Consider the following 24,721-nt stretch of genomic DNA (forward strand, 5'->3'; position numbering starts at 1 on the left):
CACACAATGGCTGATACGCTGAGAGAATACAAGAATTTGATTGTCGCTTATCTGCGCGATTACGAATCCTCCCGTATGGCTGGTGATTCAGATAAGCTCAGACGATTGACCGAAACACCTGACGACCTGCTCTTGCAAAAGTGGTTATGGATAGGCACCATCGTAGGCGCAATCGCCTGCTTCGGCATTATGTGGCCTGTTGCCGCACTTCTTCTGGCACCTTTTGTGACTTCGTTTATCATGGAGCCGTTGTGGATGATCATAAAGTTCGCCATGGGCGTGACTTTGATTTTATTTTGCTCGGCTATCTACGTAACCTTTAAAAAGAGCTGAGCTATAACCAACTTTATGGCTTTTGCTTGCGGCATGACTGTACCATCTTCTTCAAGCACATTCTTAAAGCTCGACAGAATTTTAGCGCCCTCTAGAAGGCTTAGCTGCAATCTATCCACTTGCGCATGACCACTCGTCTCCAGCTCGGCGATTCTTGCCGGCAGTTCGGCGCGGAGTTTAAGGCATAGATCGCCGGCACTTATATTTGGGGCGGTGGCAGGACGTTTTCTAATAATCAAAAGCAAGGATGAAGCTAAACACTTACTACCACCGCGAGCAACCATTCTTGTTGAGCGCTCAGTAGCCAATGTCCAATAAGTAGTGAGCATCCAGCCTGACGTAAGCAGTGATTCAAGCATTGCTTCCCAGCCACTGAAATCATCTTTTGGATTGAAAGCATAGAAAACAGCTGTAGGATATTTTGAGTCGGAAATACTTTGTATGCCGGCAAAAGAATCAGTGAGACCATCGATAAAATGCTTGCGTGCCTCTTTTTCATCGCCATCGAACCGATGAGGTGCCACGACGAGTTCCTCATTCTTAGGAACCAAATGATCGGAAAACAATTCCCTATGAATCCCGGACAAAGAACGTTTCAGCCACACATAGAAGAAATCAGAAAGGTCGGCATAACTTACATAGTTGTAGTAAGGTGGATCAGTTACTACTACAGCCGAACTTGTTGAACCCTGGCAGTCAACGGAATTCAATTGACGTATTACACTGGTTTTTTGCGTTTGAGAGGAGCGCGGCAAATTATTAACAGCTGATGCCACCCACTCACTTGCGGTGGCGATTGTAAGCGAACCGTCAAGTATATTTGCCTCGGCAAAGTCCCAGGTCATTTGCATTGCTTGGCGTCCAAATACTTGAGCGACATTTTGATTGGTTGTATTCCAGGGATTTAAAAGAGTTGAATATCTAACTAAATGATTGACGGCAAATGCCAGATAAGTTGCAACTGCATCAGCGAAAGCCGCGAGTCCCGATCCACCCGATTCCAGAGTAGTGCAATCATCAGGCAACTTCCACATGCCCGATTGCATAACATGAGCTTTCACTTCTTCGACTAAATCGCTGAGTACGCATAAAGAAAGAAGTTGACGCGGCATAAAATAATCGCTGAAAGTTTTAAACCCATAAGCACGTCCCTGCGCGTTGCTGGCAAATGTTCCACGAGTTTTTTCATTGGGAATATTGTTAGTCCGGCGATAAATGTCTAGAGCTTTTGCGCAAGCCTCATTCAATTCGGTCATCTTAGTCAATGAGTACGGCAAATATTTACGACCACGCTTGTTCTGAACAACAGTTGCTAGAGGCAAAAACCCCAACTGACTGTTCTCGGCCTGCAAATGAATGTACTTGCCCTTCACAACTTCGCTGCAAACCAAACACTGGAAAGCCGCTTTTGCCGCTTTACCTGTTTCCAAAATCAAACGGGTGCCGGCTGCCAGGCGCGGTTTAAGTTCGTCATCAGCCTTGCCATGAATTATCTCAAAACCAACTTTTCCATCCTCAACAAGCGGATTGATCCAGGCTTGCTTACCGGCTTTCGTACAAAGCCAAAATTTACTAATTAGTGGGACGTCGACGACACAAGTCGGATTTGGACATTTGACCGAACGACAGTAGAGCCAGGCAATAACTTTTTGACCTTCGTTAGGATAGAGATAATCAAGCCTTCTTTTACTTTCCTCTTGCATCCAATTGCCATAAAAGCTAATTGCCTCAGTAAGTGATGATCCCTGCGCGAATTTTTCCGGAATCTCGATTAGGGCTTTGTTTATTATCACTGCCAGAGGATTAATGTCAGAACCGTGTGCTTCCAGCCCCAAGCGTTTCGCCTCTAACGGAATGGAACCACCACCGGCAAAAGGATCATAAATGCGCGGTGGCATGCCGCCTGTTGCCTTTTCGATTTCCAACCGAGCTTGAGCGAAAACCTCATCATCAGATGCGTTTGCACCAATAAGAGTTTCCATGATGGAGAGCAATCTATCTCTTTCACGGCTTTGCTCATCAAGGCTTGGAAAACGCTCAGGGCAACTTGCCGGATCATCTACTAAGGACGCAAATAATATCGCTCGGCAAACAGCTAAAGGTTTGCGCGACCACCACAGGTGAAGCGAGCGAGGATGCCCTTTTAGAAAGGGATTTTTGTCCTTTTGAGCGGCAATATTCAAACTATTAAGCGGAAGCGTAACCTCAATTAGCTTTTGTCTCGACATTGCTTCAGCTCTTGGTAACAGTAATCGACAACGTGACAGTTACGTTTCACAATAGTTTGCTGCAACTGCGTAAACTTTAGTCATAATACACGACAGTAATACCGATTAGACAGCTTATTAGCAATACATTCTTGAGATCTTCGCATGGCAGAAAACAACTTCGACAAATTCATGGTCCCTCCAGGCGAGAAAATATCTCTCAAAAGAGATTACAACCCAAGCTATCGTCCAAATGATTTGAATTCCGATGAAGCAGAGGACAAACTCAAACAAGGCGTAAAGAAATTAGCTTCCCTGCAAGACAAGCTTTCGGCACAAAACGCACTTTCCGTGCTAATTATCTTCCAGGCACTGGATGCCGCCGGCAAAGATGGGACTATAAAACACGTCATGTCCGGTATTAACCCACAGGGTTGCGACGTGCATGCTTTCAAACAACCATCGACAGAAGAATTAGATCATGATTACCTCTGGCGTTGCGCCAAACGACTCCCCGAACGTGGTCGGATCGGCATATTCAACCGGTCATACTATGAAGAAGTGCTCGTAGTGAGAGTTCATCCCGAACTTCTGGAACAGCAACATCCACCTTTAAAAGCCTCACCAAAACTTTGGCAACAGCGCTTTGAAGAGATGAACAATTTTGAGAAGTATTTGACACAAAATGGCACCACAATCATAAAGTTCTTCTTGAATGTTTCCAAAGAAGAGCAGAAAAGACGTTTTCTTGAGCGGATTGAAAATCCGGAAAAGAATTGGAAATTCTCGAGCCAAGACATTGTCGAAAGACAATACTGGAAAGATTACATGAAGGCTTATGAAGAATGCTTCAATCACACATCCACAAAATGGGCACCGTGGTATATCATTCCGGCGGACTACAAGCCGTTTGCGCGACTTCTAGTTTCCGACATAATCAGCAGCAAGCTCAAAATGCTCAATCCCGAATATCCTCAATTGAGCAAACAAAAATTGAAAGAGCTTAAGTCAGCCAAAGAACAACTTTTAGGTGAAACGAAATGAAACAACCACCTGGACCCAAAGGACACTTTCTCTGGGGCTCGGGTATGGCCGCTATAGAAACACCACTGACTCTTTACGAAAGTGCGTGGAAAGAATTCGGCGACTGCGTAAGGCTCACGAGCATTCCAGGATATTACTGGTACTTATTCACGCATCCGACAGCCGTTGAACATGTTTTGCAAACACACCAGCAAAACTTTCGCAAACCGGATGTATTCAATCGTCCGATGTCGCTGCTTGTCGGCAATGGTCTAGTAGTATCTGAAGGCGCATTGTGGATGAGACAAAGGAGGCTTGCTCAGCCCGCATTCCACAAAACGAGATTAGCCTTGCTTGCGCAATCGATGGTCGATACAACTATAGAACATATAAACAATTGGGAAAAACTGACCACCGAGTCAGTTATCGACATTGCAGATGAAATGGGTGCCTTGACACTGGATATTGTCGGCAAGGCTCTATTTAGCACTGACCTCCATGAATACTCCGAACGAGTCGGTACAACCATGCGCATAGCGCTCGAACACGTCAATTACCGCATGGGACATGCATTTAGTCTACCTGAATGGGTACCGACAAAACGTAATCGCCAGTTTCTAAAAGCAAAAGCTGAACTTGATTCAGTAGTAATGGAAATCATCTCAAAGCGCCGTCAATCAGGAATTGATGAAAACGATCTACTCTCTGCACTATTGCGGGCGACAGACGACGAATCGGGCGAATCAATGTCCAACGAGCTATTGCGCGACGAAGTAATAACACTCATGCTTGCCGGGCATGATACAACTGCTGCAGCCCTAACATGGACATGGTATTTGCTGAGTCTCAATCCGGACAAAGAAGCCATTCTTCTAGACGAATTGAAATCAGCGTTAGGTGGCAGAATGCCATCAGTGGAAGACTTGCCGAATCTTCCTTACACAAGAATGGTCATCGAAGAGTCCCTTAGGCTATATCCGCCTGCCTGGGGTATTATTCGCGAAGCAAAAGAAGACGAAGAAATTGGCGGCTATATTGTGCGCAAAGGTAGACCGATAACTCTCGTTCAATACATCACTCACAAGCACCCCGAATTTTGGGAAGAACCTCATGCTTTCATGCCGGAGCGTTTCGAAAAAGACAAAGTCGCTCAACGCCCAAAGTTTGCCTACTTTCCCTTTGGCGGTGGTCAACGAGCCTGCATAGGCAAAGAGTTTTCGCTCATGGAGGCAACGCTGGCATTAGCAGCAATTGCCCAAAAACTTAAGTTTATTCCTCTGCCGAATCAAAATATTGATCCGGATCCCACATTTACTCTTCGCCCAAGATATGGAATTAAAGCGCATGTTCTTAAAAGAGACAACTAAAACCAGGAACCTAGTGAGTACATTGCCTCTTCGCATAGTGTTCTAGCTACTATGGCTTAAAAATTGACATTGTTGCAGACGCCAGGGATGGCGCTTATGAACGTCCGGACAACTCAGGTCCGGACTTTCATTTTGTTGAGCGCGGCTGTTAAAATTGGTGTCTGTTAGCGGAGAGCCAATTGACTACCTTTAAACCCATGCAATTAGATCTAGCTTCAAGAGCCCATCTTGAGATGGTGATGGCAGGGCTACTACCTGACTTTGATAAAGCCGCCAAGAAAGAGGCGCACGATGCGAAAAGCTATCAGGCGCATACGGACAAATTAGAAAGGCGCGATCTGCGCGAACTTCTTTGGAGTTCAATAGATAATCCTGATTCAAGAGATCTTGATCAACTTGAGTACGCGGAAAAACTTCCTTACGGCACTTATCGATTGGTCGTAGCTATTGCCGATGTCGATGCCTATGTGAAAAAGAACAGTGCTATTGACGTGCACGCTGCAAGCAACACGACGTCTGTTTACACGGGCATCGTCACATTTCCCATGTTGCCGGAAGAACTTTCTTATGACCTTACTTCGCTTCTTGAAGGAGTTGATCGCGAGGCAATGGTCGTGGACATGCTCCTCAACGAAGATGGCAATGTCACGGAAAGCAGCATTTATCCAGCTATAGTTCATAACCATGCCAAACTCAATTACGAAATGGTGGGAAGATGGCTGGAAATTGGAGGACCGGCACCGGAGAAAATTGCAGACACCAAAGGTCTTACCGAACAAATTCATTTGCAAAATGACATTGCCCAAAAGATTCAAAATTGGCGCGACAAGCAGGGTTCGCTTGTTTTGAAAACCCTTGAGGCAACGCCTATTACTGCAGACGGCACAGTAATTGACTTAGTTGTCGTAGAAAGTAATCCTGCGCGTTTGGTCATTGAGAATTTCATGATTTCTGCTAATAGAACTGTATCTAAGTTTCTAGAGAAAGCTAACGTCCCTTCTATTAAACGTATAGTGAAGATTCCGGATCGCTGGGACAGAATCGTCGAAGTTGCCGAACAGTACGGTGAAAAATTACCGCACAATCCGGATGCCCGAGCGTTAAGAGAGTTTCTCCTTTCGAGAAAAGAAGAAGACCCATTACGTTTTCCTGATCTTTCGTTGACCATCGTCAAACTATTGGGACGAGGTGAATATGTAATCGAAGTTCCAGGACAAAAAGACATCGGACACTTCGCCCTGGCGGTGCGCAACTATACTCATTCCACTGCACCCAATAGGCGTTATCCGGACATGGTCACTCAACGCCTGCTGAAAGCAGTACTTACTGCGTCCGCAATTCCGTATTCCATGGATCAATTAGAGGAAATAGCACTTAACTGCAATCACAAAGAAGAGGCGGCTAACAAGGTTGAGCGCACGATGCGTAAATTGGCGGCCGCCGTCCTATTGTCCAGCCACATTGGAGAAACATACGAAGGCATTGTCACCGGTAAAAAGGCAGGCGCCACATTTGTGCGGCTGATAAAACCGCCGGCAGAAGGCATGATTGTTCGAGGTCAACACGGGGTGGATGTCGGTGACAAAGTAAAAGTGAGGCTGGTGGAAATTGATCTCGAGAATGCCTACATCGACTTTGCTAGAGTCGGCAAACATCATCGCTAAAATAATACTCTTATAGTTATAGATTAAAGAGAAGTTGTTCGCTTCAAACCCGCTTGGTTAGCGATTTGTAACGCGCGTCTGTCAAATTTTATCTCACCAACGCACTACTCCGAAACGATGAAATAGTCACACAATTCGGCTCTGTCTATACCTAACTACGACCTTCAATATAGCGAGGAAGTCCTTACGATAACTAACTCGTGCTAATGTTGTAAAGAGGTTTGTGGGGGCACGAACCAGCCTCATCTAGAGGCAAGTGGTTAGGGGACACTTTTAGGGATATAAAAATTATGCGATTCGATCCACGTGCAATCGTTGGATTGCTTTCGGCTGGCCTACTTTGTCTACAATTGAATAGCTTTGCTCAAGAGGCACCCCCTACCTCGAACGAAGTTGATTTGAGTTCCACTCAACAGAGTGTGGCAGCTACGACTTTGCCGACATTTAGTTCTGTTTCAATAAATGTCGGCGACGTCGCCAGGACTGTAACACCGACAGACTACTTAACGCCTGCAGAGACAATTGCTGTCATGCAGGTATTGGCGCAGGGTCAGCAGTCAATTCTACTTGGGGCATCAGGTAACGCAGTTGGCGGCACCTTCCACATCACTTCGTCAATTACTCAAAATCTTCATAGCCTGGTGATACCGCAAGGGGTCACGGCGATAAGTGACTTTGCAAATATATCTGCACTTTCGATGACCGGCAATTTTGTTAACTCCGGAACTTTCTATGCTGTTTCCTCCAACTCTGCCATTACACAGGCAGCCATAAACAGCGCAAATATATCCAACTTAGCCGGTGCAACAATTACGTCTGTCCTTCCGACAAGCGGTTTGGCAGGATGCAGCAATTTAGTTTCAAGTCTTAGTTTGGTATTAAATGCCACGAACAACATCTACAATGCCGGCACTATTGCCAGCAGTGCTGACTTGACGATGACTGCAGGCGGTGCCATTACCAATACCTCTACTGCTTCCATGACTGCCGTCATGCAAGCAGTGAATAATGTCAATTTGATGAGTTCTCTTATTGAAAATTCCGGCGTGATTGCCGCGCAGATGGGCAATATCAATATCGCCAGTGCCACCGCTCAAAATCTCGTTATAAATAATATTGCCGGACGTTTGGAAGCAGCGCTAGGTTCGATAAATATTAGAGACGCAAATTTCACCAGCAAGAATCACATGTTGCTTTGGGGCGGCGATGTTGTGAGCGAAGTTTTGAATATTTATTCCGGAACTGGAGTTGCCAGAGTTAACGTCAATGACCTAGTGGGACTCACCAATATTTATGCAGGTGAGGCTCATGTACAAGCAGCAACCAGCTCTTTAAACTTAGGCACGATTGAACTTTCCGGTGATCCAACTTTCTATAACACCTTGGGAGACGTAACCATTAATGGTCCACTGGAATTCGCCGGTGCACCGCTGGCAGTTGTCGCAAAAGGTGACATACTCACAGCTTCAGGCGTCGGCAATATCAAAACGAGTTCTACAACAGGACATGCAGGAGCCATAACACTTATCGCCGGTGCTGATGTGCACTTAGTGTCTGGAGGTCCTAATGATGTTTTGCCAACCAATCCTCAAAATCCCGGCGACACGACAACACAACTAGAAATCCGAGGCGCCAGCTCAACAGGCGGCAGCATCACACTGACAAATGTCACTGCTCTGGAAGCTGAAGGGTCGACAACCAGCGGAACAGGAGATGGCGGTGCAATTACACTAATTGCTTTTGCTGATCCGGACGACGGCTCGAAAGGTGTTATCAGCGTGCCGACAGGTTTAACAATTAAATCCGGAGGACGTCACGCCAACGGCAATGTGACAATTATTGCCGGAGCGACATCCGGAACATCAATCACTACAGGCGCTATAAATGTCAACTCGGTAGGATCATCAACAAACGTCAATGGCACATCACAAGACACGATAACGGCCTACGCAGCAACGCCAACGCTAACCGCCGGCACCTATGTATATATTCAAAACGGAGCAATGACAGGTTCATTCACACCGGGCACATTGCAATCTGCAACAGTGAATTTAGGCACATTGACAGCTAAAGCCGCTAACATAGATATCAATGCCGGTGGCAACGTGACTATTAGTTCAATTGCCGACAGTTCAACTGCCGGCACCGGATCATATGACGGCGGTAGTGTCGTGATTCACTCCGGTGCTGATGTATCACTAGGAGCCGTCACGGCAAGTGGCGTCGGCACGGGCAAGGGTGGAAACGTTGATATCTCCGGCGACGGAGTCGTATCAGCAACTAGTGTAACAGCCAGCGCTTCCACATCCGGAGCCGGCGGTACTATTGCCATGTATGGAGGCACTTCGCTTACTCCTGGAACCGTGACTGCTGCTAGAGTCGGCAGCTTTGCCGGCGGCAAAGTCACACTATCCGGTACTGATGTAATACTCAAAACAGTCACAACAACAGGCGGACCATTGGCAGTTGTGGCCTCAGGAAATATCACGACCGCCTCTTTACCAACAGTTATTGACACATCAAGCACCACAGGTAGTGGTGGCGCGCTGACGCTTATTGCCGGAGCGGCATTCACAAACACTTCGACCAGCCAGCTTTCTGTAACAGGTGCTTCCACAACCGGCGGCATCATCAAGCTAATTACGCCGAATGCAATTACTGGCCTCACAAGTCAGGGTTCCACAACAAGCGGCACCGGCGCAGGCGGCAATATAACCTTGATCGCCTATGGCAAACCATCAGATGGTAGTTTGGGCACAATTCAGCTGCCCTCAACCGTACAAGTGAGAGCCAGTGGCGGCGTGTCTGGTGGTACCAATGGCACTGTCACAATAATTGCTGGCGCCGGCAGCGGCACGGCTATCGATATGGGAAGCCTCGCTTCAAATATTGGCACTCTAGGTACAGGTGCAATTACAGTCGGTACGACAGCAGCGAGCATTACCGGTGGGAGTGTATCAATCAGCGCAGGAGCCATCACTTCAGGATCTTTTGGTCTGGGTACCCAAACATCAGCTGGAGTCAATATCGGGAACTACACGTCCGCAGCAAACATATACATTAAGAGCGCATCCGTCACCGACATTTCCTCAATTAATACAAGCGCAAACGGCGGACGTATTGATATCATAAGCGACTCAAGTTTGACGGTGACGGCATCATCCGGTACCGGACTAATTATGAGAGCCTCGGGTTCGGGAGCAAACACAATTCTGTTAAGTGCTTCGAGCGGCGCAATTACACTAGCCGATGATCGGACATTTGACGCAGGAACGGGTGGTTCTGTGTCATTTGTAGCCGATTCAGCCGGAGGAGCAATTAATATAAGCTCCGGCAACACCGTCACCATTCAAAACAGCACCGCTACGTTCAGAGCGCCTAATATCAATCTCTTGGGAGCCAATTCAAAAATAACTTCAACAAAGACAACCGGCACCGGCATCATTATTGATAATGGCACCGTATCGGAAACTCTCACAATCAAGGGACCTGACAGTGCAACAGGTGGCACAATTTCAACTAGCGGTTCATCAGTTACTGTGACGGCCAACAACAATCAAGATGTAGCATTCACTAAAGTTGCCGGCACGAACACCTCCACAATTAATTTCAACGCGCCAACCACAGTAACAGCAACCAATTCTACTACGAGTATCGCCAGCAGCGTGACCGTGGCAACAAACAACGCATTTACTTTCAACGCAAATAACGGCACCTTCACCAACAACGGCACTATTTCCTCAACAGACACCACCTTAAGAGTGCAAAGTACCGGAACTCTGCTCTTAAACGGTACTCCGGCAGCGGCAACTTCGATTACCGGCACTAACGCACAAATGATTGTATCTGCCGCTTCGAACTTAACGGTTGCATCAGATTATGCATTCAGTCTCAGTTCGACTGGCACTGCCAGTATCTCGTCAACAAGTGGCTCTGTTGAATTACAATCCGGTGCAGAAGTAACAGTCAGCGGCGGCAGCAGTCTTTCATCGACAACGCCTTTATTGGCAGTATCCACATCCAACCTGAAACTTAACGACGGCTCCGGTTTCATTATTAATAAAACAAGTAATATGGGAGCACAGTTTACTTCTCCGACCAGCACCTTAACCGTAACTTTGGCAAACGACAGCGACGCACATGTTCAAACCACAGGCGCAAGTCTTTCATTTGCCGCCACTGGCACATCCGCAGCTGTTAACTTCACCAAGTCCGCAGGCGCTGACGCATCAAGCCTAGCAGTCACAGGTGGCACCGTAACGGTAACCTCAGCCGATTCAATATCAATTGGTGCAGCTGTAACAGTGTCAACCAATAACACAACATCACTCACGTCTAATTCACTAAGACAAAATGGAGCGCTAACAGCCAGTCAGGGTAATGTGGACATAACCACAAACACGGTAACAGCTAATGGATCTATCTCGGCAACTCAATCAGGTGCGACGATAACCGTTCACAATCAAAGCAGCCCGACAACAGCCATGCAACTATCAGGCGATCTCGCCTTTGCCGGTGGTGCCGTAACAATTACCAGCAATGGTACGGCCTTAACCATTGCCAGTGGTTCCGACATTAGTGCAGACAATGACATCACGATTAATAACACCGGCGCAAACGTCACTGTCGCCGGCTCAATTTCAGCTCCCTCCAAGACAGTTGCTGTTAACATTTCCGGTTCCGGAAATGTGCTTGGCGGTGGTGGAACCATCGCCGCAGACAGCGTTGAATTTTCTCTCGCCAACGGAGATATAGGCACATCCAGCCAGCCAATTTCAACAGATACCGGTGACATATCCATCTCCTCATGCGACGACGTATACATAAGTAATGTCTCGCAGCTCAATTTCACGAATTTCGGCGGCGGAAATATTGGTCTATTCACCGGAGATGATCTCTACATCGACCAGACCATTAATATTGCTGGAAACATCCAACTGGTAACCGCTGGCACTCTCCATCTGGACAATACTCATTCCTTGACCTCCACAAGCGGTCAAATTACCCTCGGCGCAGATCTTTTGGAAATCAATGGAAGTATTACCGCCGGGCAAATTACTCTCTATTCTGCCGGAACTCGCGAAATTGCCGTCGGCAGTACAACAAATGTGAGCGGCAAAGTCGATCTCAATACATCTGTCTTGTCCTTGCTTTCCACCTCACAGTTAACAATAGGCAAATCCGACAGTTCAGCCAACATCAGCCTTGCAGGCACCGTAACTCTCTCAAGCATGAGCGCTGTGCCAGTTACTAATCTGACATTTGCTACGGCAGGAAATTTCTCATCATCAACTTATGCAATTCAAGCTGGCTCCAACACAGTCAACTTCGTTGCCGCAGGAACCGTAACTGTTGGTAGCCTCACCGGCACGGCTCCAGTACTAACAATGACCGGCGGCAACGTTACACTGACTGCCAGCGTCACCGATCTACATTTAGGCAGCTCGTCAGTCAACACGATGAATCTCACTGTGGCAGGCAACATAGTTATCGACCAAAATGTATCCAGCACTGGTTCAGCAAGCTTAATAACTACAGGTAATACATCTCTGAGCGTGGCTTCAGGCAAAACACTAAGCTCGACTAACGGACCGATGACAATTAGCGCTCGCAGTTTGAGTCTGTCAGGAAATGTGACTGTTAGCTCCGGATCTTTGACAATTTATCCCAATGACAGTCAAGCCGTAAAAGTAGGAGCCTCAGGAACCACCTCAGGAGTATTCAACCTGACCACAGGAGTTTTGAGTCACGTATCAGCAACTTCTTTGGTAATTGGAAAATCTACAATGTCCGGCAACATAACTATTGGCGGTAACATCGACCTGAGCACGATAGCGGCAAGCTCATTGCCGAGCATGACTTTCTTGACGGCAGGTACATTCAACTCAAACAACAACTCATTTACCTTGGGTTCAGGTCAACTCGTAGTAACGTCTGGTGGCGATCTATCAATAAACGGAATTACGGGCACAAACCCAACTGTCACATTAACCGGCATGGGAGTTTGGCTATTAAGCCCAATCTCCACATCGGCGGGCACCATATCTGTCACAGCAAATTCATGGCTCGCCATTTCCGGCGATATCACCATGTCCAGCGGCGGCACATTGACGGTAGCCCAAGTAACCAGCAATGGTCCATTTAACATCAATGCCAATATTGGCGGAAGCTCAACAACGGTAAATCTAAGCTCGGCTTGCTGGCAAGGACTATCACAATTGTCCGGTGTAGTAATTGCAAATTCGTTAACTTTAACCGTAACCGGTGGCAACATCGGTACTTCGAGCAACCGCTTCGATACACAAGCTTCGGCAATAACGGTAAACGCCAGTAACCGAAATGCGTACCTGGCAAATTCCGGAACACTTACTCTAAACAGCTCTACTGCCGGCTACTTAGATTTGAGCAATGACAATAACATGACCGTATCAGGAGCGCTCAGCACCAGTAGCATGCAACTTGCAACTTCGGCTAATAATGGCTCAATCACCATAAGCAATAACATTAGCTCCCCGAGCTATTTAGTACTGTCGGCTCATGGCTCCGGCAATATATCGCAGACGACAGGTTCTATCAGCACAAGTGCTCTCTGTTTGATTTCAACCTCAGGAAATATTGGTAGCAGCACAGCCAAAATAAACACAAACGCATTTTACCTGCAAGTAGCCACAACTGGAAACGGATACATCCAGTCGACTGGTTCAGTGTATGTCGTACAACCTACAAGCGGAAATACGTTGTCTATTCAGTCAGGTGGACAGTTAGAAGTTGGTTCAACAATCAACGCCACCACGCTTACACTGGCGAGTGCCGGAACAATCATCATTACCGGTAATATTACAGCCACAACAGCGACACTTAATGGCAGCGGCAATGGAAACATTTTACGCAACGGCGGCGTTATTACTGCCACCACACTTGCTTTGTCGACTGGCTCAGGCACAATAGGCACATCAAGCAACAAAATATCCACAACAGCAACCAGCATCTCTGTAAGCAATACTGGCGGACTGCATCTAAATTCAACCAACACCGGAACAGTAACGCTAACAAGCATTGCCAGCGGCTACGCAGATGTCAGCGTGGCTGGAGCCATGGATGCAACTGGTGACGTAAATGGCACCTTCGGTGTTGAGCTTAATAGCTCTGGAGCCATGACCGTCAATGATGTTGCAGCAACAAACGGCAGTGTGTCGTTAACTGCAGACGGGGGCACACTAACAATTGCAGCCGGAGCCGTTGTGCGAGCAGACGAAGGCAATTTGAATATTAGACAAAACGACACGACAAACGGCTATATCCTAATTGATGCCGGAGCTAATATTGGAGCATTCACAGTCGGCACTCCCAATGCCAGCAAGGGCAACGTCACAATAACTATCGGAGCGCCACCATCAACGCCGACAGCAGGAAGCACTCCATCCAACGTCACAGAATACATCGTCGCTGGTGGACAAATCTTCTACGGCGCAAACGGCATAGACGCCCAACCGTCAACCAACACCTTAAACGCGATTGGCGGCACAATGATCTTCGACACCGGCAGTCGCTCGTCGTCAGCTATTACATTGGGTGGCGGCGTCACAATCACTGCTGATCCGCCACTTCTCCCGGATGACTCCTTAGTACCAGGCGGACCGGATGCAGGAATTAACCTCGGCTTTTCCGACATAGTAATCGAATCTCATCATCTAGATGGAAATTACATAAATCCATTCCTGCAACCAATTGCCTATACGCCATCTATCGCACCTGATGAAGAGATTCTCGAACCAATCAAAGGAATGGCACGCACCGAATTCGGTACATCAACGATAAGACACTCGCAATTTTCAAAATTCAATCTTGAAGAAGGCTATGTCTCTCACAGCTCAGGCGACATTCTTGTTGAAACCAAGTCCGACGCAGTACGTATCGTTGCAGGCAAGCACTCTGTACAGATCGCGCCGAACACGGTAGTCCTAATATCCAAAGAAGCTCAACTCATCAAAGTCAGACCGCTCTATGAAACCAGCTCCAACGCAGTCAGAGTCTCAACAGGCAACATGTCCACACGCGTATTTGCCGGACAAGAACTCATTCTGGCTGAAGACGAAGACTCACTAAAACAGACTCTAGGAAATGATTCCATCGGACGCAGAAAAACACACATGGACCCAATACCAAACAATGGCATCATTCATCGCTGCGAAGTCTCGCCAATTTCTCTGATAGAGAACAATTACATACTGACCAAACTCATACAAAGTACGCATGAGCGCGACAAGCAAGTTACGAAGAAACTAGTAAAAATGGCCGCATGCATGATGTCCGTCACCAACAGCCACGGACCATACTCCAGCAAGCCCTAATAAATATATGTAGACAATAAAAAACTCCCGAGGCTGGATTCGAACCAGCGACCAAGTGATTAACAGTCACCTGCGCTACCACTGCGCTACTCGGGAATAGAAGGTTTCTTATATTAACATGTCAGCAACCGGGTTCTAACCCCTGAAAACCCACCCCGGCATGAACCCAAACCTCATGACATCACCCGTAGGGCTTGAGAGCTCTCTGGGTGGCTGTTTCCGGTACGGAGCGTTGTCACAGGTAGCTGGCTGAATATTGCGGAATCTGTAAACAGTAATTTATTTGTTTGTCTTCGGTTGAGTCATATTGGACCAGATACGCGAAATGTCTTCGCAAGTTGCTTTCAGCCTGGCCTCACCGGGCTTATTTTCGTCCAAACCTTGACCAGCATAGTGCAGATCTTCTGCTATCTTGCGAAGCGTATCTTTTGCCGGAAAGGTGTCTGTATTTTTGGGATTTGCCAAATTACGCAAAGCAGATGCACCGGCCAGACCTAACATTGCTATTCTCTGTCGCAAATTATCAACAGCATCATCCATAGCATACCTGCGCATAGAATTGAAATCACCGCGATTCAAGGCAATCGCATAAGGCGCATATGGATCGCCTGCTGCATGTACGGTTGCTAAAGGATCAACGCCCATGCCGGAAAGGCGGTCAACAACATCACTAGGCAGATTGTCATAGAAGGTCGTTATGGCCCCATTTGTAATATCATCCGCACCAGGACTGCCATCTGTCGGCAGTGTATGGTGATGATCCTCAGGACCACCACCGGCTTGTTGGTGATGATGCGCTTCCGGGTCCATCGCGCTCGAAGCTGCTGCCAAAGGTGATGTTGTCGGTTTCGTTGTTTGACTGGAAGCAGGAGGATCTTTTGAGTTTACAAAATCATTTAAAGCTGCTGTCGTCGTAGGATCCAGTATAGGCAAATCATCCGATGCCGAACCAAACAATATCCGTTCTAAATTTCTCAATCCAGGGGACTTGTCCTTATCGCTTTGTGCCGAGGCATTAGTGCCGGATTTCTTATTGGCCAAGCCCATAGGAACAACTTCTGTTTGAGGTTTAACAGATGCTTTTACGTTATATGGTCCTCCGGATTTTCCTGTTATTTGCACATCATGCTTGTAACCCGGAGATATTCCGTCTTCTTGAGCGCAGCTAGGCGCAGGAATAGTAGCTAACGCAACAAGCACGCTTAGTACTGTTGGCTCAAGCTTTTTCATTTGTACCTGCCTTTCAGGCTGTTTCGTTATTGATTCTCATGCACTTGTCGATATCGAACTCGAGAGCGCTACGCATGCTTCTTTCCGAAGCGCTGCTGCTGCCAACTTGTTCCTTCAAATCCTTGAATCGAGATACAAGTTTCAATGCAAACTCACGTGCTTTTTGCTTTTCAGCTGAAGTGTATGAATTGCCGCTGGATACTCTGCCTGCTGCATCAAGTGACATTTCCAAAAACTGCTTGGTCATGCGATTGTCGCCTCTAGCCAACTTGTCTGCAAGTTTTGCTAGACCTTCGTAATCGTTGGGTCCGACACTCAGATCATCGGCCGCACTGCTTACACGCGAGGGAGATTCTGATTGCGGAGCTTCCTGCAGGCGTTTGCCGAGATCGGTAAATTCCTGCATTTGGTCATTGAGTGCCTGAGGACTTGGCGCTTGAGCTGTTTGTTTAAGAGCGGTCAATACTTTTTCGGCTGCGTCTGTGGAGAGTTTATCGCCCATTAGCTTTTGCAACTCGGCTGCAATTTCTTGTGCTGTTGGCCCTTGAGCCGTTTGCTGATTCTGCTGTCCATCTTGACCCTGTCCTTGCCCACCGCGCATTTGTCCGGCCATTTGGCTTGCCGCTTGCATCATTTGACTTACTAATCCCATGATGCCTTGAGCAGTATTCATACCCATTTGATTCATCAAGTTTGGATTGCCGAACATTGCTTGTTCGAAATTGCGCATCATTTGATCTCGCCTTGCCTGAGCAAATAGGCGACCTAATTGCCTTTGCTGGCGCTGTTGGGCCTGTATTGCAGCTTGCGCCAAAGCCTGCTGCTGCTGGGCTAATTGGTTAAGCCCTTGCTGCATTTGATTGGCTGTTTGCTGTTGCTGCTGGGCCATTTGATTAGCTATTTGCTGCTGCTGATTGGCTAACTGTTGATTAGCTTGACGCTGCTGATTAGCAAGTTGTTGGTTGGCTTGCTGCTGCTGCTGGGCTAATTGCTGATTAGCCTGGCGCTGTTGCTCTTGCAATTGTTTTGCCAATTCCTCTTGCTGCTTCTGCATCTGCTTAGCCAACTCCTCCTGTTGCTTCTGCATTTGCTCAGCCATCTTTTTAGCGACATCTTCTAGTTCTTGTTTGGTCACAGGAGCATTATTTTGCCCCGGCTGTTGTGCAGTCTTTTCTTCCGGCTTCTGATTTGGATCTTCCTTCACCAGGTTTTTACCGGCGGCATCCTCTCCAGGCTGCTTAGCTGTTTCGCCAGCCGGCTTTCTTTCCGGATTCTGAATCACCGACAGAGGCATAGCTTGTGGCGATGCTGGTTTAACGATGGCAGATATCGAATATCCGCCGCCTTCTTTACCGGTAATTTGGAACGTCGTTGAGTAGGGCTGTTCCTCTGCCACAGACACAGTTGACTGTCCTGCAATAGTCAGCGGCACCAGCAAAGAAAGCAATAAACGATTATTTGTCCTCATGATCTTTTCCTCAGACAATGGTTGTGTGTGGTGACTCGGACTACTGCGCTGTGCGCTGTCCTCCGGATGACGGATTGATTGTGATGACTTGAGAATTCCCGCCCTGCATGTCAATTACATTCGGCGAGCGATTTTCAATTCTCAATTCAACAGGGCCGGCTAGTCCTTCTACTCCATAAACCATAACGGTTACTGTTGTAGATTCACCTTTCTTGAGCACAGTCTTTGGAGCACTCATTTTTACTTTCAGGTTGCAATACCTACCTCTTGCAGTTCTGCCGCATTCAGTAAAGGTAATATCAGTTGGTCCAACAATATTACCAGGGCTTTTCACCACAGTGCCGCGCGGACCTTCTGCTAACGGCGGACATTTAACGCCACCACACTTAACACCTGTATTGCCAGAATAACCGTCACAGCCACCACCAATTGTAATTGGCTTACCTGTTTGACCAGCTGTCGGCATTGTGCAACCACCAGGTGGATAGCCTGGGTTCATTGGTTTTTGTGGATGTGGTACCGGCTTTGAACAAACCGGTTGTCCATTGTGTGTTAGAACCAAGTCAATTGGATCTCTTCCCAATCCACAGACAAATGTCGGAGGATTCATCGGTGTTGCATTACTAACTGGACAGCTAATTGGTTTCGCCGGCTTGCCGCAAGTGCCGCTATTTTTACTTGTCGTTGGTTTACTACCAGTGCAAGGCGGTTTGGACGAAGTCTTGGGTGGTTTTGAACATGGTGGTTTCTTTTCACCCGGACACGGTTTTTCTTCTTCAGGAGGACATTCCTCAGGCGGCAATTCCGCAATAGGAATCACAGGCGGCATCGTAAATCCTGTAGGCAAACAAGGCGGCGGACAATCCGACGGCAACTTCTCTTGCGGCGGAGCCGGCTCTTGAGCCTTCTTAACCTCAACTACATAACCATTGAGTTCATCTTCATTTTCTTCTTTTTCTTTAGCGGTCTGTCCGACAGGTTCAGCAATTACTGTTCCTGAAAGCGTATCGCCCGTCGCCATATCTTCCGGCAAATTGACACTGATTTTGCCGTTTGGCGTATCAAAAACTGTGGTGTTTAAACCATCACCAATTTTGGACGTTGCACTTATTTGGCTTTGTCCAGTGACTTTTGCAATTAGCACCGGATTGTAAGCAATAAGCGTGGTTAAAGCAAAAGTACTTAGGGTCAACCAACCCAACTTTTTCTTGTTCATTTTCCCGTCCTTTTAGAAAAATCCGACTAATTGCGCAATGCGCACGTCGATCCTTTTACGCCACGGGTGTTATACCCAGGTGGCAATCATCAGCGCGCCATAATCGCGCTATGTAAACGAATCCTAAGTAAAAATATTAGCGAGTAAGTGTCCAGCGTCCTGTAGAACCAGCTTGAGTCCACGTACCTTCCAGCGTTCTTCCGTCAGCGGACAAATTAAGGCTGGCCGTACCATGTACGTTAATCCAATGTTCGTAGTAAGAAAAGTTTACAGTGCCGGCTTTGGGATCATAAACGCCTTCTTCAATCACGCCCTGTTTATCCGCCGCTTGCTGCCAATGACCTTTCACTTGCTGCAAACCATTCGGTTGATTGCTTACTTCCAGTGTCATTGGACCGTAAGTGGAACTCCATGTACCAGCAATGCTTGGTGTCGCAGGTTGACTAGCTTGCTGTGGAGGCGGTTCAATGGGTCGAGTACTTCCGTAGGGCTGAAAATAAGTGACATTGATTATTGGCGGTTCCAGCACCCATGCAACGAAACTAAAAGATCCACTTCTTATCGCGCTGACATTCATTGACTTTGTCCAAGTGCCTGTTTGTTTTTCCAGCTTGACTGTTTGTTTGTCGCCACCATCTAGTTGCACGACACCTGGAGCCAAATTGTTAATTTGAAGATCTACCGGTTCACTTATTCCGTCTAGTCCCCAAACTGTGACAGCAAGAGTGGTTGTCTTGCCGCGTTCAATGTCGGTCAGTCCACATTTTAAGTCCACAGCAAGAATCGTAAATTTACCAGTGGCAATTGCATTGCCTTCGCGCATTTCAATTGTTGTCGTGCCTTGAACATTGTTGGGACACTCAACCACCAGCTTGCGTGGCGACTCGCAAAACTTGACCAACTCTTTGCCTGCAACTTTTACAGATGAATTATTAAAATCGCCATCGCACGGACCACGACACTGTATTGGCCAACCAGCTTGAGCGTAAGGTGGGAGCATGCAAGTCCCTGGATACTTGGCACAAGGAAGCGGTGGAGGCTTATCGTAAATTTTGACGCTGGTCGAACAAACTCTTGTGCCCTTCTTATCTTTCAAGACAAGATCAACAATATTGTTGGCTGTCGGCATTACACATTTGAAATCGCCAAGACGGCAAGGAGCTTTCTGATCGGCGATTTCCACTACATAACCATTTAATTCGTCTTCGTTTTTTGTTTGCTCAGTTTGATTTCTGCCCTTAGGTTCAATAATCACCGAGCCGGATATAGTGTCACCTTCCGATGTATCATCCGGCAGATTAACTCGCAACTGTCCGTTTTTTGTATTAAACAAGATGGCAGACATTCCACCACCGTTGACAGGCATGGCTGTTGCTGTTTGAGAATAAGCAGGCTGACAGTCTATGTCAAAGTGAAAAATAAACTGAAGCAGAAGTGCAACCAGAGTGAGAACCCGTAGTGTCATAAACGCCGCTCTTTCAACTCTAAATGCTGTACCTAGTGACCACTGCAGCTGCTACCAGAACTGTATCCGCCACCGCCGCTGCAAGTCCCGCCGCTGCTATAGCCTCCACCAGAGCTATATCCACCGGAGGAGCTTCCGCCACCTCCAGAGAATCCACCGCAACTATCAACAATTCCCATCACAGAATTGAAAATACTAAGTCCCGTGTTCACCGCAGCCGCACACTCTTCCGGTGTTGGTGCAGGGTTATAAACTCTGCCGGTTACGTAGTCTCTGTGAACAGTGAAATGGACGTGGGGATTTTTCGTGACGATAACAGTACCAACCAAAACATCACTACCGCTGTACTGAGTGCGCGACACACCGCCCTGCAACATTGGGGCCGACGCATCTTGAGCTATTGCGGGCACGAAAGTTCCAGCGAAAGTTGCTAGTGAAAGCACAAGCACCAATGAGTTACTGATATGCCTCATACAAGCATCCCCCCGATCTCGCCACATTCCCTGTGCCCGTACGAGCACTATTTGAAACAACATGTAAAGTATTATTATCGGGTATACTAAATCACGGTGTCAACGACATGGGGCCACAGCATATGGGTCTATTTGGAACACACAAAGCCACCAAGGGCAGCGTCGAAGAAGTAGCGAGCATGATAAGCACTTACTTCAAGAGCCGCGGGCTCAATCCCGATCATCAGGTATTGAAGTCTTCCGAAGGATGCGGCTGGTGGATGAAGCAAGGCTCGGCAAAGGTGTATATCTTTGTGCAAGATGCCGCTGGCGGTCCGGTGTTGCGTCTTACCAGCCCTCTTGTTTTCATTCCCAAGGAAAACCAGGAAGCGTTTTTCAGAAGGCTGCTTGATATCAATTGCAACTTGAGCAGTTGTGCTCTAGCCACCCACGGCGATGTTGTATTAGTTGTTGCACAACGACCGACCTTAGGCTTAAACCAAGAAGAGGTTGATGAACTCGCTTGGTCTGTTGCCTATGTGGCGGATTTGCTGGACGAAGAACTCTCCGGGCAATTTAAAGCTCAAATGTATTCCGACGATCACGCATAGGTAAATACTACGATTACGAAGGACGACATAGGTTTCGTATCTGGTCTGGCAGTGGAAGCAGGCCGGTTGGCCATGGCCATGCGCGAAGGCGTCGGCATCAAGGAAAAAACCGGTCCGCATGATCTTGTTACGGAAGCAGATCATGCTTGTTCAGATATTCTCACCGCCGGACTGCGCAAAAGATTTCCTAACGACATAATCATTTCCGAAGAAGATGAAAATCACCATCAGGAAATTTCCAGCGAAAACATTTGGCTTGTAGATCCAATTGACGGAACAGACAATTACGTCAAAAACGACGGCCAATATTGTGTAATGATTGGCCTTTTGCACAAATTAAAACCGGTCTTCGGCTGGGTATACGCACCTGTCAGCGAACGTCTTTATTTCGGCGGACCAAATCATGGCTCGTTTTTACAAACAGGAGAGCTGCAAGCAAATGCTTGTGCGCCTTTAGGCGACATGCTGGAAATGAAACAAGTAAGGCTGGCAATGGGGCGCCGTGACCGCAGGAATAATCCCTGGATAGGTGACATTCCCGAAATAGAATGGCTGGTTACCGGTAGTATCGGTTTGAAAGTAGCAAGAATTCTCGATAACGAAGCGGATCTATTTGTACATCTATCAGGAAAATTGAAAGTATGGGATTCGGCCGCACCGGTTGCTTTAGCGCTAGGCGCAGGTCTGGATGTAGGGTCATTGGAATCGAATGACTTACATTTTCCACTGCCTGCCATCCGACACGACAGCACAATTGTTATTGGCAAAACCGGCGCTCTCGATTGGTCGCGCAAATACTTAAAGCAGAGGACCAGCCCATGAGCATCATCGTCAATCAACAAGGATTAGATGATCTCTGTGCTCGCATAGACAAAGCAAAACGCTTTTGTCTCGACATGGAATTCATTCCGGAAAAGACCTACAGCACAGAGTTGTGTCTCATTCAAGTTGCGCTCGATGATCTAGTGACGATAATTGATCCATTGGCTGTGCCCAACTTAAAACCTCTTTGGGAAAGAATTGCCAATCCGGAAATTCTTGTTGTGCTTCACGCAGCAGATCAAGATCTCGATCTCGTCTATGCTAATTCCGGACTTGTGCCGCAAAACATCGTCGACACTCAGCTTGCTGCAGGATTTGCCGGCTTTGGCTATCCGGTTGGCTATGCAAAACTTTTGCAAACATTGCTGCAAGTAAGCATCTCAAAAACAGAAAGCTACACGGACTGGATGGTTCGTCCGTTGACGAAAGAACAAGTAGAATACGCCCTCGACGATGTTCGCCACTTGCTTCCTCTTTGGGATCGCGTTGAAGCTAATCTCAAAAAACTCAATCGCTTACCTTGGGCACTTGAAGAATGCCAACGTTACACCGAGCAGGAATATTACATCAAAGACCGCTCGCGGGCCTTCATGCGTGTGAAAGGTGCGAGCTCGCTACCAAGACGCGGACTATCCGTATTACAGCAACTCTACTGGTGGCGCGACGGAGAAGCAGCTAAAAACAACAAGCCTGTACGAACAATTATTTCCGACAATATTCTGCTAGAGCTAAGCAAGCGTCCTCCGCAGCGAATAGAAGACATGCAGAGGCTGAGAAGTCTGCGCCCCGATCAAATTCGCCATTACGGCAATGACATTTTGCAGGCTGTAAAAGTCGGACTGGAAGTCTCGATGGATGACTGCCCCAGTTGGCCGCACTCATCAGCCCCAACCAAACGTGACGTCCTGCAAGGTGATCAACTATACGCAGTTCTAAAAGTGATTTGCTACGACCTCGATCTAGCACCGGAGTTAGTAGCCACTCGCGACGAAATCCAACTCTTAATCCGCATTCACCGCGGCGAGAAAGATGACAACGGCACCTTACCATTGCTTATCGGCTGGCGCAAAGAAATTGCGGGACAAAAACTCCTCGACATTCTCAGCGGAGCAAAAGTCAGCTGGAAGATGGGCAACTCCCAGCACCCTATCGAACTTCAAATAGATAACAATTAGACTTTCTCGACTTTTCGACGAATCCAAAAAGCAGAAAAACCGCACACCATAGCCAGCACTAGCGTACCAGCCACTACCGGAGTTAGCTCCAAACTGACTGGAAAGTAAAAGTAAAACGGATCTGTATGTGAGATCGCTCTAGCTGATGTTAAGGCAAACCAAATGCCTAAGTTGGTCAACGAAAAACAACAGTACAGTACAACAATGTAAATGAGAGAATTTGCGGTAAGCAGTTTTCTTGGTAAAAGAAAGCTAGCCACAAACGCCAACACAACAAAAACGATGTGCGCTAAGGCAACAGACTTGAGATAGCGAGGGTGCTTCAGAAGTTCTGTTGAATCCGCAACAAACTGCTCTGTAAGAGAAGTTTGCATCCAGTAAGACATTCCAAAAAGAACGATACTTCCCAAAAGAGCAAACGCAATCGCTGGCAGCAACAAGGCGCTATGTGACTTCACTCCAGATGCCCTTCCTTGTCCGGATTTCGATAGATGTGAATTTTATACCGACTATCAGGAGCGTATGTGTTCTTAAAGTTGGTTGGGTTAAGCGTCGCAACTGGTGCATCCGGATGCAGTTTCTGCAAAGTTTGAGTCACATGTCCTTTGCCGTCCGTCGCCGATACTATTGCTGAATGGTTGTAGTAGTGACCCTTGCCGTCAGCGCCAGTGTCTTCGACTAAAATTATGTCGCCAGGCTTGGCATTTTTGCCATCCTTCACTTCTTCATAGCCGTGTTGGTGCAAGTAATTTGGAGTTACTTGCTCGTTACGCGCTTTAGCTGTATTTTCCTCCGGCGGAGAACCTTCAATGTGTGACTTCACCAGAAAATGACAGTTATACGAATTCATCGGACGATCTTTTAGATCCTGGATTACACCGAGTGATTCATTTGGAAAATTTGGCTGCGGTTTGTCTCCGGCATTACCGTGTATCAGTTTGCCTAAACCAGCATCGAGCTCAGAGGCCAATTCCGCCAAGCGCTGTTGCACATCCTTACCATAATCATGACTAGCTATCTGATCAATAGTGTCGCCCATCTGTTGCAGTCCACTAGCCATATTGCTCAAGTCCAGATTTAGCGGCAATTTAGGCAAGGTGCCCTTTTCCTCCATCTCTACATTTTGCTTAGCGAGACTGGCGTATTCTTTCGGTCCCAGCTTGGCATACTCGGGCGAGTTAATTGCCTCCGAGCCTACTTTGGAGGGGGACGCTGCGTGATCGGAAGCAACAGGCTTTTCCGATACTTCCTTAGCTTGAGGGTTCTTATTGGCCACTTAATGTCTCAACAAAGGGACTTTCTCCATTATTGGCGAGCCAATACGGAGTGTCAATTAA

General features: G+C 47.3%; 16 protein-coding genes and 1 tRNA gene. 8 read left to right on the top strand and 9 right to left on the bottom strand.

Annotated features, from left to right (window positions below):
* The first annotated feature begins 6 nt into the window (after positions 1 to 6).
* Complete coding sequence (locus tag K2Y22_10975) at positions 7 to 333, top strand: hypothetical protein (protein MBX9878969.1); 327 nt, start codon at positions 7 to 9, stop codon at positions 331 to 333.
* On the opposite strand, the gene K2Y22_10980 is transcribed toward K2Y22_10975, so the two are convergent.
* On the bottom strand, positions 309 to 2,561 hold the full coding sequence (locus K2Y22_10980; GenBank protein MBX9878970.1) for a DUF1156 domain-containing protein: 2,253 nt from the start codon (positions 2,559 to 2,561) through the stop codon (positions 309 to 311). The two genes, K2Y22_10975 and K2Y22_10980, sit on opposite strands and share 25 nt — an antisense overlap.
* Positions 2,562 to 2,705: 144 nt before the next feature.
* On the opposite strand from K2Y22_10980, the gene K2Y22_10985 reads away from it, so the two are divergent.
* The 4 genes from K2Y22_10985 (at position 2,706) to K2Y22_11000 (ending at position 14,945) form a co-directional block, all read left to right on the top strand.
* A complete protein-coding gene (locus tag K2Y22_10985; protein ID MBX9878971.1) occupies positions 2,706 to 3,584 on the top strand; it encodes a polyphosphate kinase 2 family protein in 879 nt (292 codons plus the stop codon).
* Entirely contained in the window at positions 3,581 to 4,930 is a 1,350-nt protein-coding gene (locus K2Y22_10990; protein MBX9878972.1) for a cytochrome P450, read from the top strand. Before K2Y22_10985 ends, K2Y22_10990 begins: the two co-directional genes overlap by 4 nt.
* A gap of 179 nt (positions 4,931 to 5,109) precedes the next feature.
* Positions 5,110 to 6,594, top strand: coding sequence for an RNB domain-containing ribonuclease (locus K2Y22_10995; protein MBX9878973.1), 1,485 nt, complete (start codon positions 5,110 to 5,112; stop codon positions 6,592 to 6,594).
* Positions 6,595 to 6,884: 290 nt separating this feature from the next.
* Positions 6,885 to 14,945: a hypothetical protein gene (locus K2Y22_11000; protein ID MBX9878974.1), complete on the top strand. Its 8,061-nt coding sequence runs from the start codon at positions 6,885 to 6,887 to the stop codon at positions 14,943 to 14,945.
* 24 nt (positions 14,946 to 14,969) lie between these two features.
* On the opposite strand, the gene K2Y22_11005 is transcribed toward K2Y22_11000, so the two are convergent.
* From K2Y22_11005 to K2Y22_11030, 6 genes are all read right to left on the bottom strand, one after another.
* Positions 14,970 to 15,041, bottom strand: a tRNA-Asn gene (locus K2Y22_11005).
* Between the two features lie 183 nt (positions 15,042 to 15,224).
* A complete protein-coding gene (locus K2Y22_11010; GenBank protein MBX9878975.1) occupies positions 15,225 to 16,175 on the bottom strand; it encodes a hypothetical protein in 951 nt (316 codons plus the stop codon).
* A gap of 13 nt (positions 16,176 to 16,188) precedes the next feature.
* Positions 16,189 to 17,643, bottom strand: coding sequence for a hypothetical protein (locus tag K2Y22_11015; GenBank protein ID MBX9878976.1), 1,455 nt, complete (start codon positions 17,641 to 17,643; stop codon positions 16,189 to 16,191).
* 40 nt (positions 17,644 to 17,683) lie between these two features.
* Positions 17,684 to 18,859 carry a hypothetical protein gene (locus K2Y22_11020; GenBank protein MBX9878977.1) on the bottom strand — a complete coding sequence of 392 codons (1,176 nt, stop codon included), beginning with the start codon at positions 18,857 to 18,859 and terminating at the stop codon, positions 17,684 to 17,686.
* A 136-nt stretch (positions 18,860 to 18,995) separates the two neighbouring features.
* Positions 18,996 to 20,324 (bottom strand): hypothetical protein, encoded by a 1,329-nt coding sequence (locus tag K2Y22_11025; protein ID MBX9878978.1) that lies wholly within the window; start codon positions 20,322 to 20,324, stop codon positions 18,996 to 18,998.
* A gap of 32 nt (positions 20,325 to 20,356) precedes the next feature.
* Positions 20,357 to 20,797 (bottom strand): hypothetical protein, encoded by a 441-nt coding sequence (locus tag K2Y22_11030; GenBank protein ID MBX9878979.1) that lies wholly within the window; start codon positions 20,795 to 20,797, stop codon positions 20,357 to 20,359.
* Between the two features lie 107 nt (positions 20,798 to 20,904).
* Here K2Y22_11030 and K2Y22_11035 point away from each other — a divergent pair, with 107 nt between their 5' ends.
* The 3 genes from K2Y22_11035 (at position 20,905) to K2Y22_11045 (ending at position 23,384) form a co-directional block, all read left to right on the top strand.
* Positions 20,905 to 21,387 (top strand): YbjN domain-containing protein, encoded by a 483-nt coding sequence (locus tag K2Y22_11035; protein ID MBX9878980.1) that lies wholly within the window; start codon positions 20,905 to 20,907, stop codon positions 21,385 to 21,387.
* 72 nt (positions 21,388 to 21,459) lie between these two features.
* Positions 21,460 to 22,209, top strand: a complete 750-nt coding sequence (locus K2Y22_11040) for an inositol monophosphatase family protein (GenBank protein ID MBX9878981.1) — start codon at positions 21,460 to 21,462, stop codon at positions 22,207 to 22,209.
* A complete protein-coding gene (locus tag K2Y22_11045; GenBank protein ID MBX9878982.1) occupies positions 22,206 to 23,384 on the top strand; it encodes a ribonuclease D in 1,179 nt (392 codons plus the stop codon). Before K2Y22_11040 ends, K2Y22_11045 begins: the two co-directional genes overlap by 4 nt.
* Here the strand turns inward: K2Y22_11045 and K2Y22_11050 are convergent.
* Positions 23,381 to 23,842: a hypothetical protein gene (locus K2Y22_11050; protein ID MBX9878983.1), complete on the bottom strand. Its 462-nt coding sequence runs from the start codon at positions 23,840 to 23,842 to the stop codon at positions 23,381 to 23,383. The two genes, K2Y22_11045 and K2Y22_11050, sit on opposite strands and share 4 nt — an antisense overlap.
* Positions 23,839 to 24,660, bottom strand: a complete 822-nt coding sequence (locus K2Y22_11055; protein ID MBX9878984.1) for a hypothetical protein — start codon at positions 24,658 to 24,660, stop codon at positions 23,839 to 23,841. Before K2Y22_11055 ends, K2Y22_11050 begins: the two co-directional genes overlap by 4 nt.
* Between the last annotated feature and the right edge of the window lie 61 nt (positions 24,661 to 24,721).

The organism is Candidatus Obscuribacterales bacterium (assembly GCA_019744775.1).
Classification (GTDB): Bacteria; Cyanobacteriota; Vampirovibrionia; order Obscuribacterales; family Obscuribacteraceae; genus SBAT01.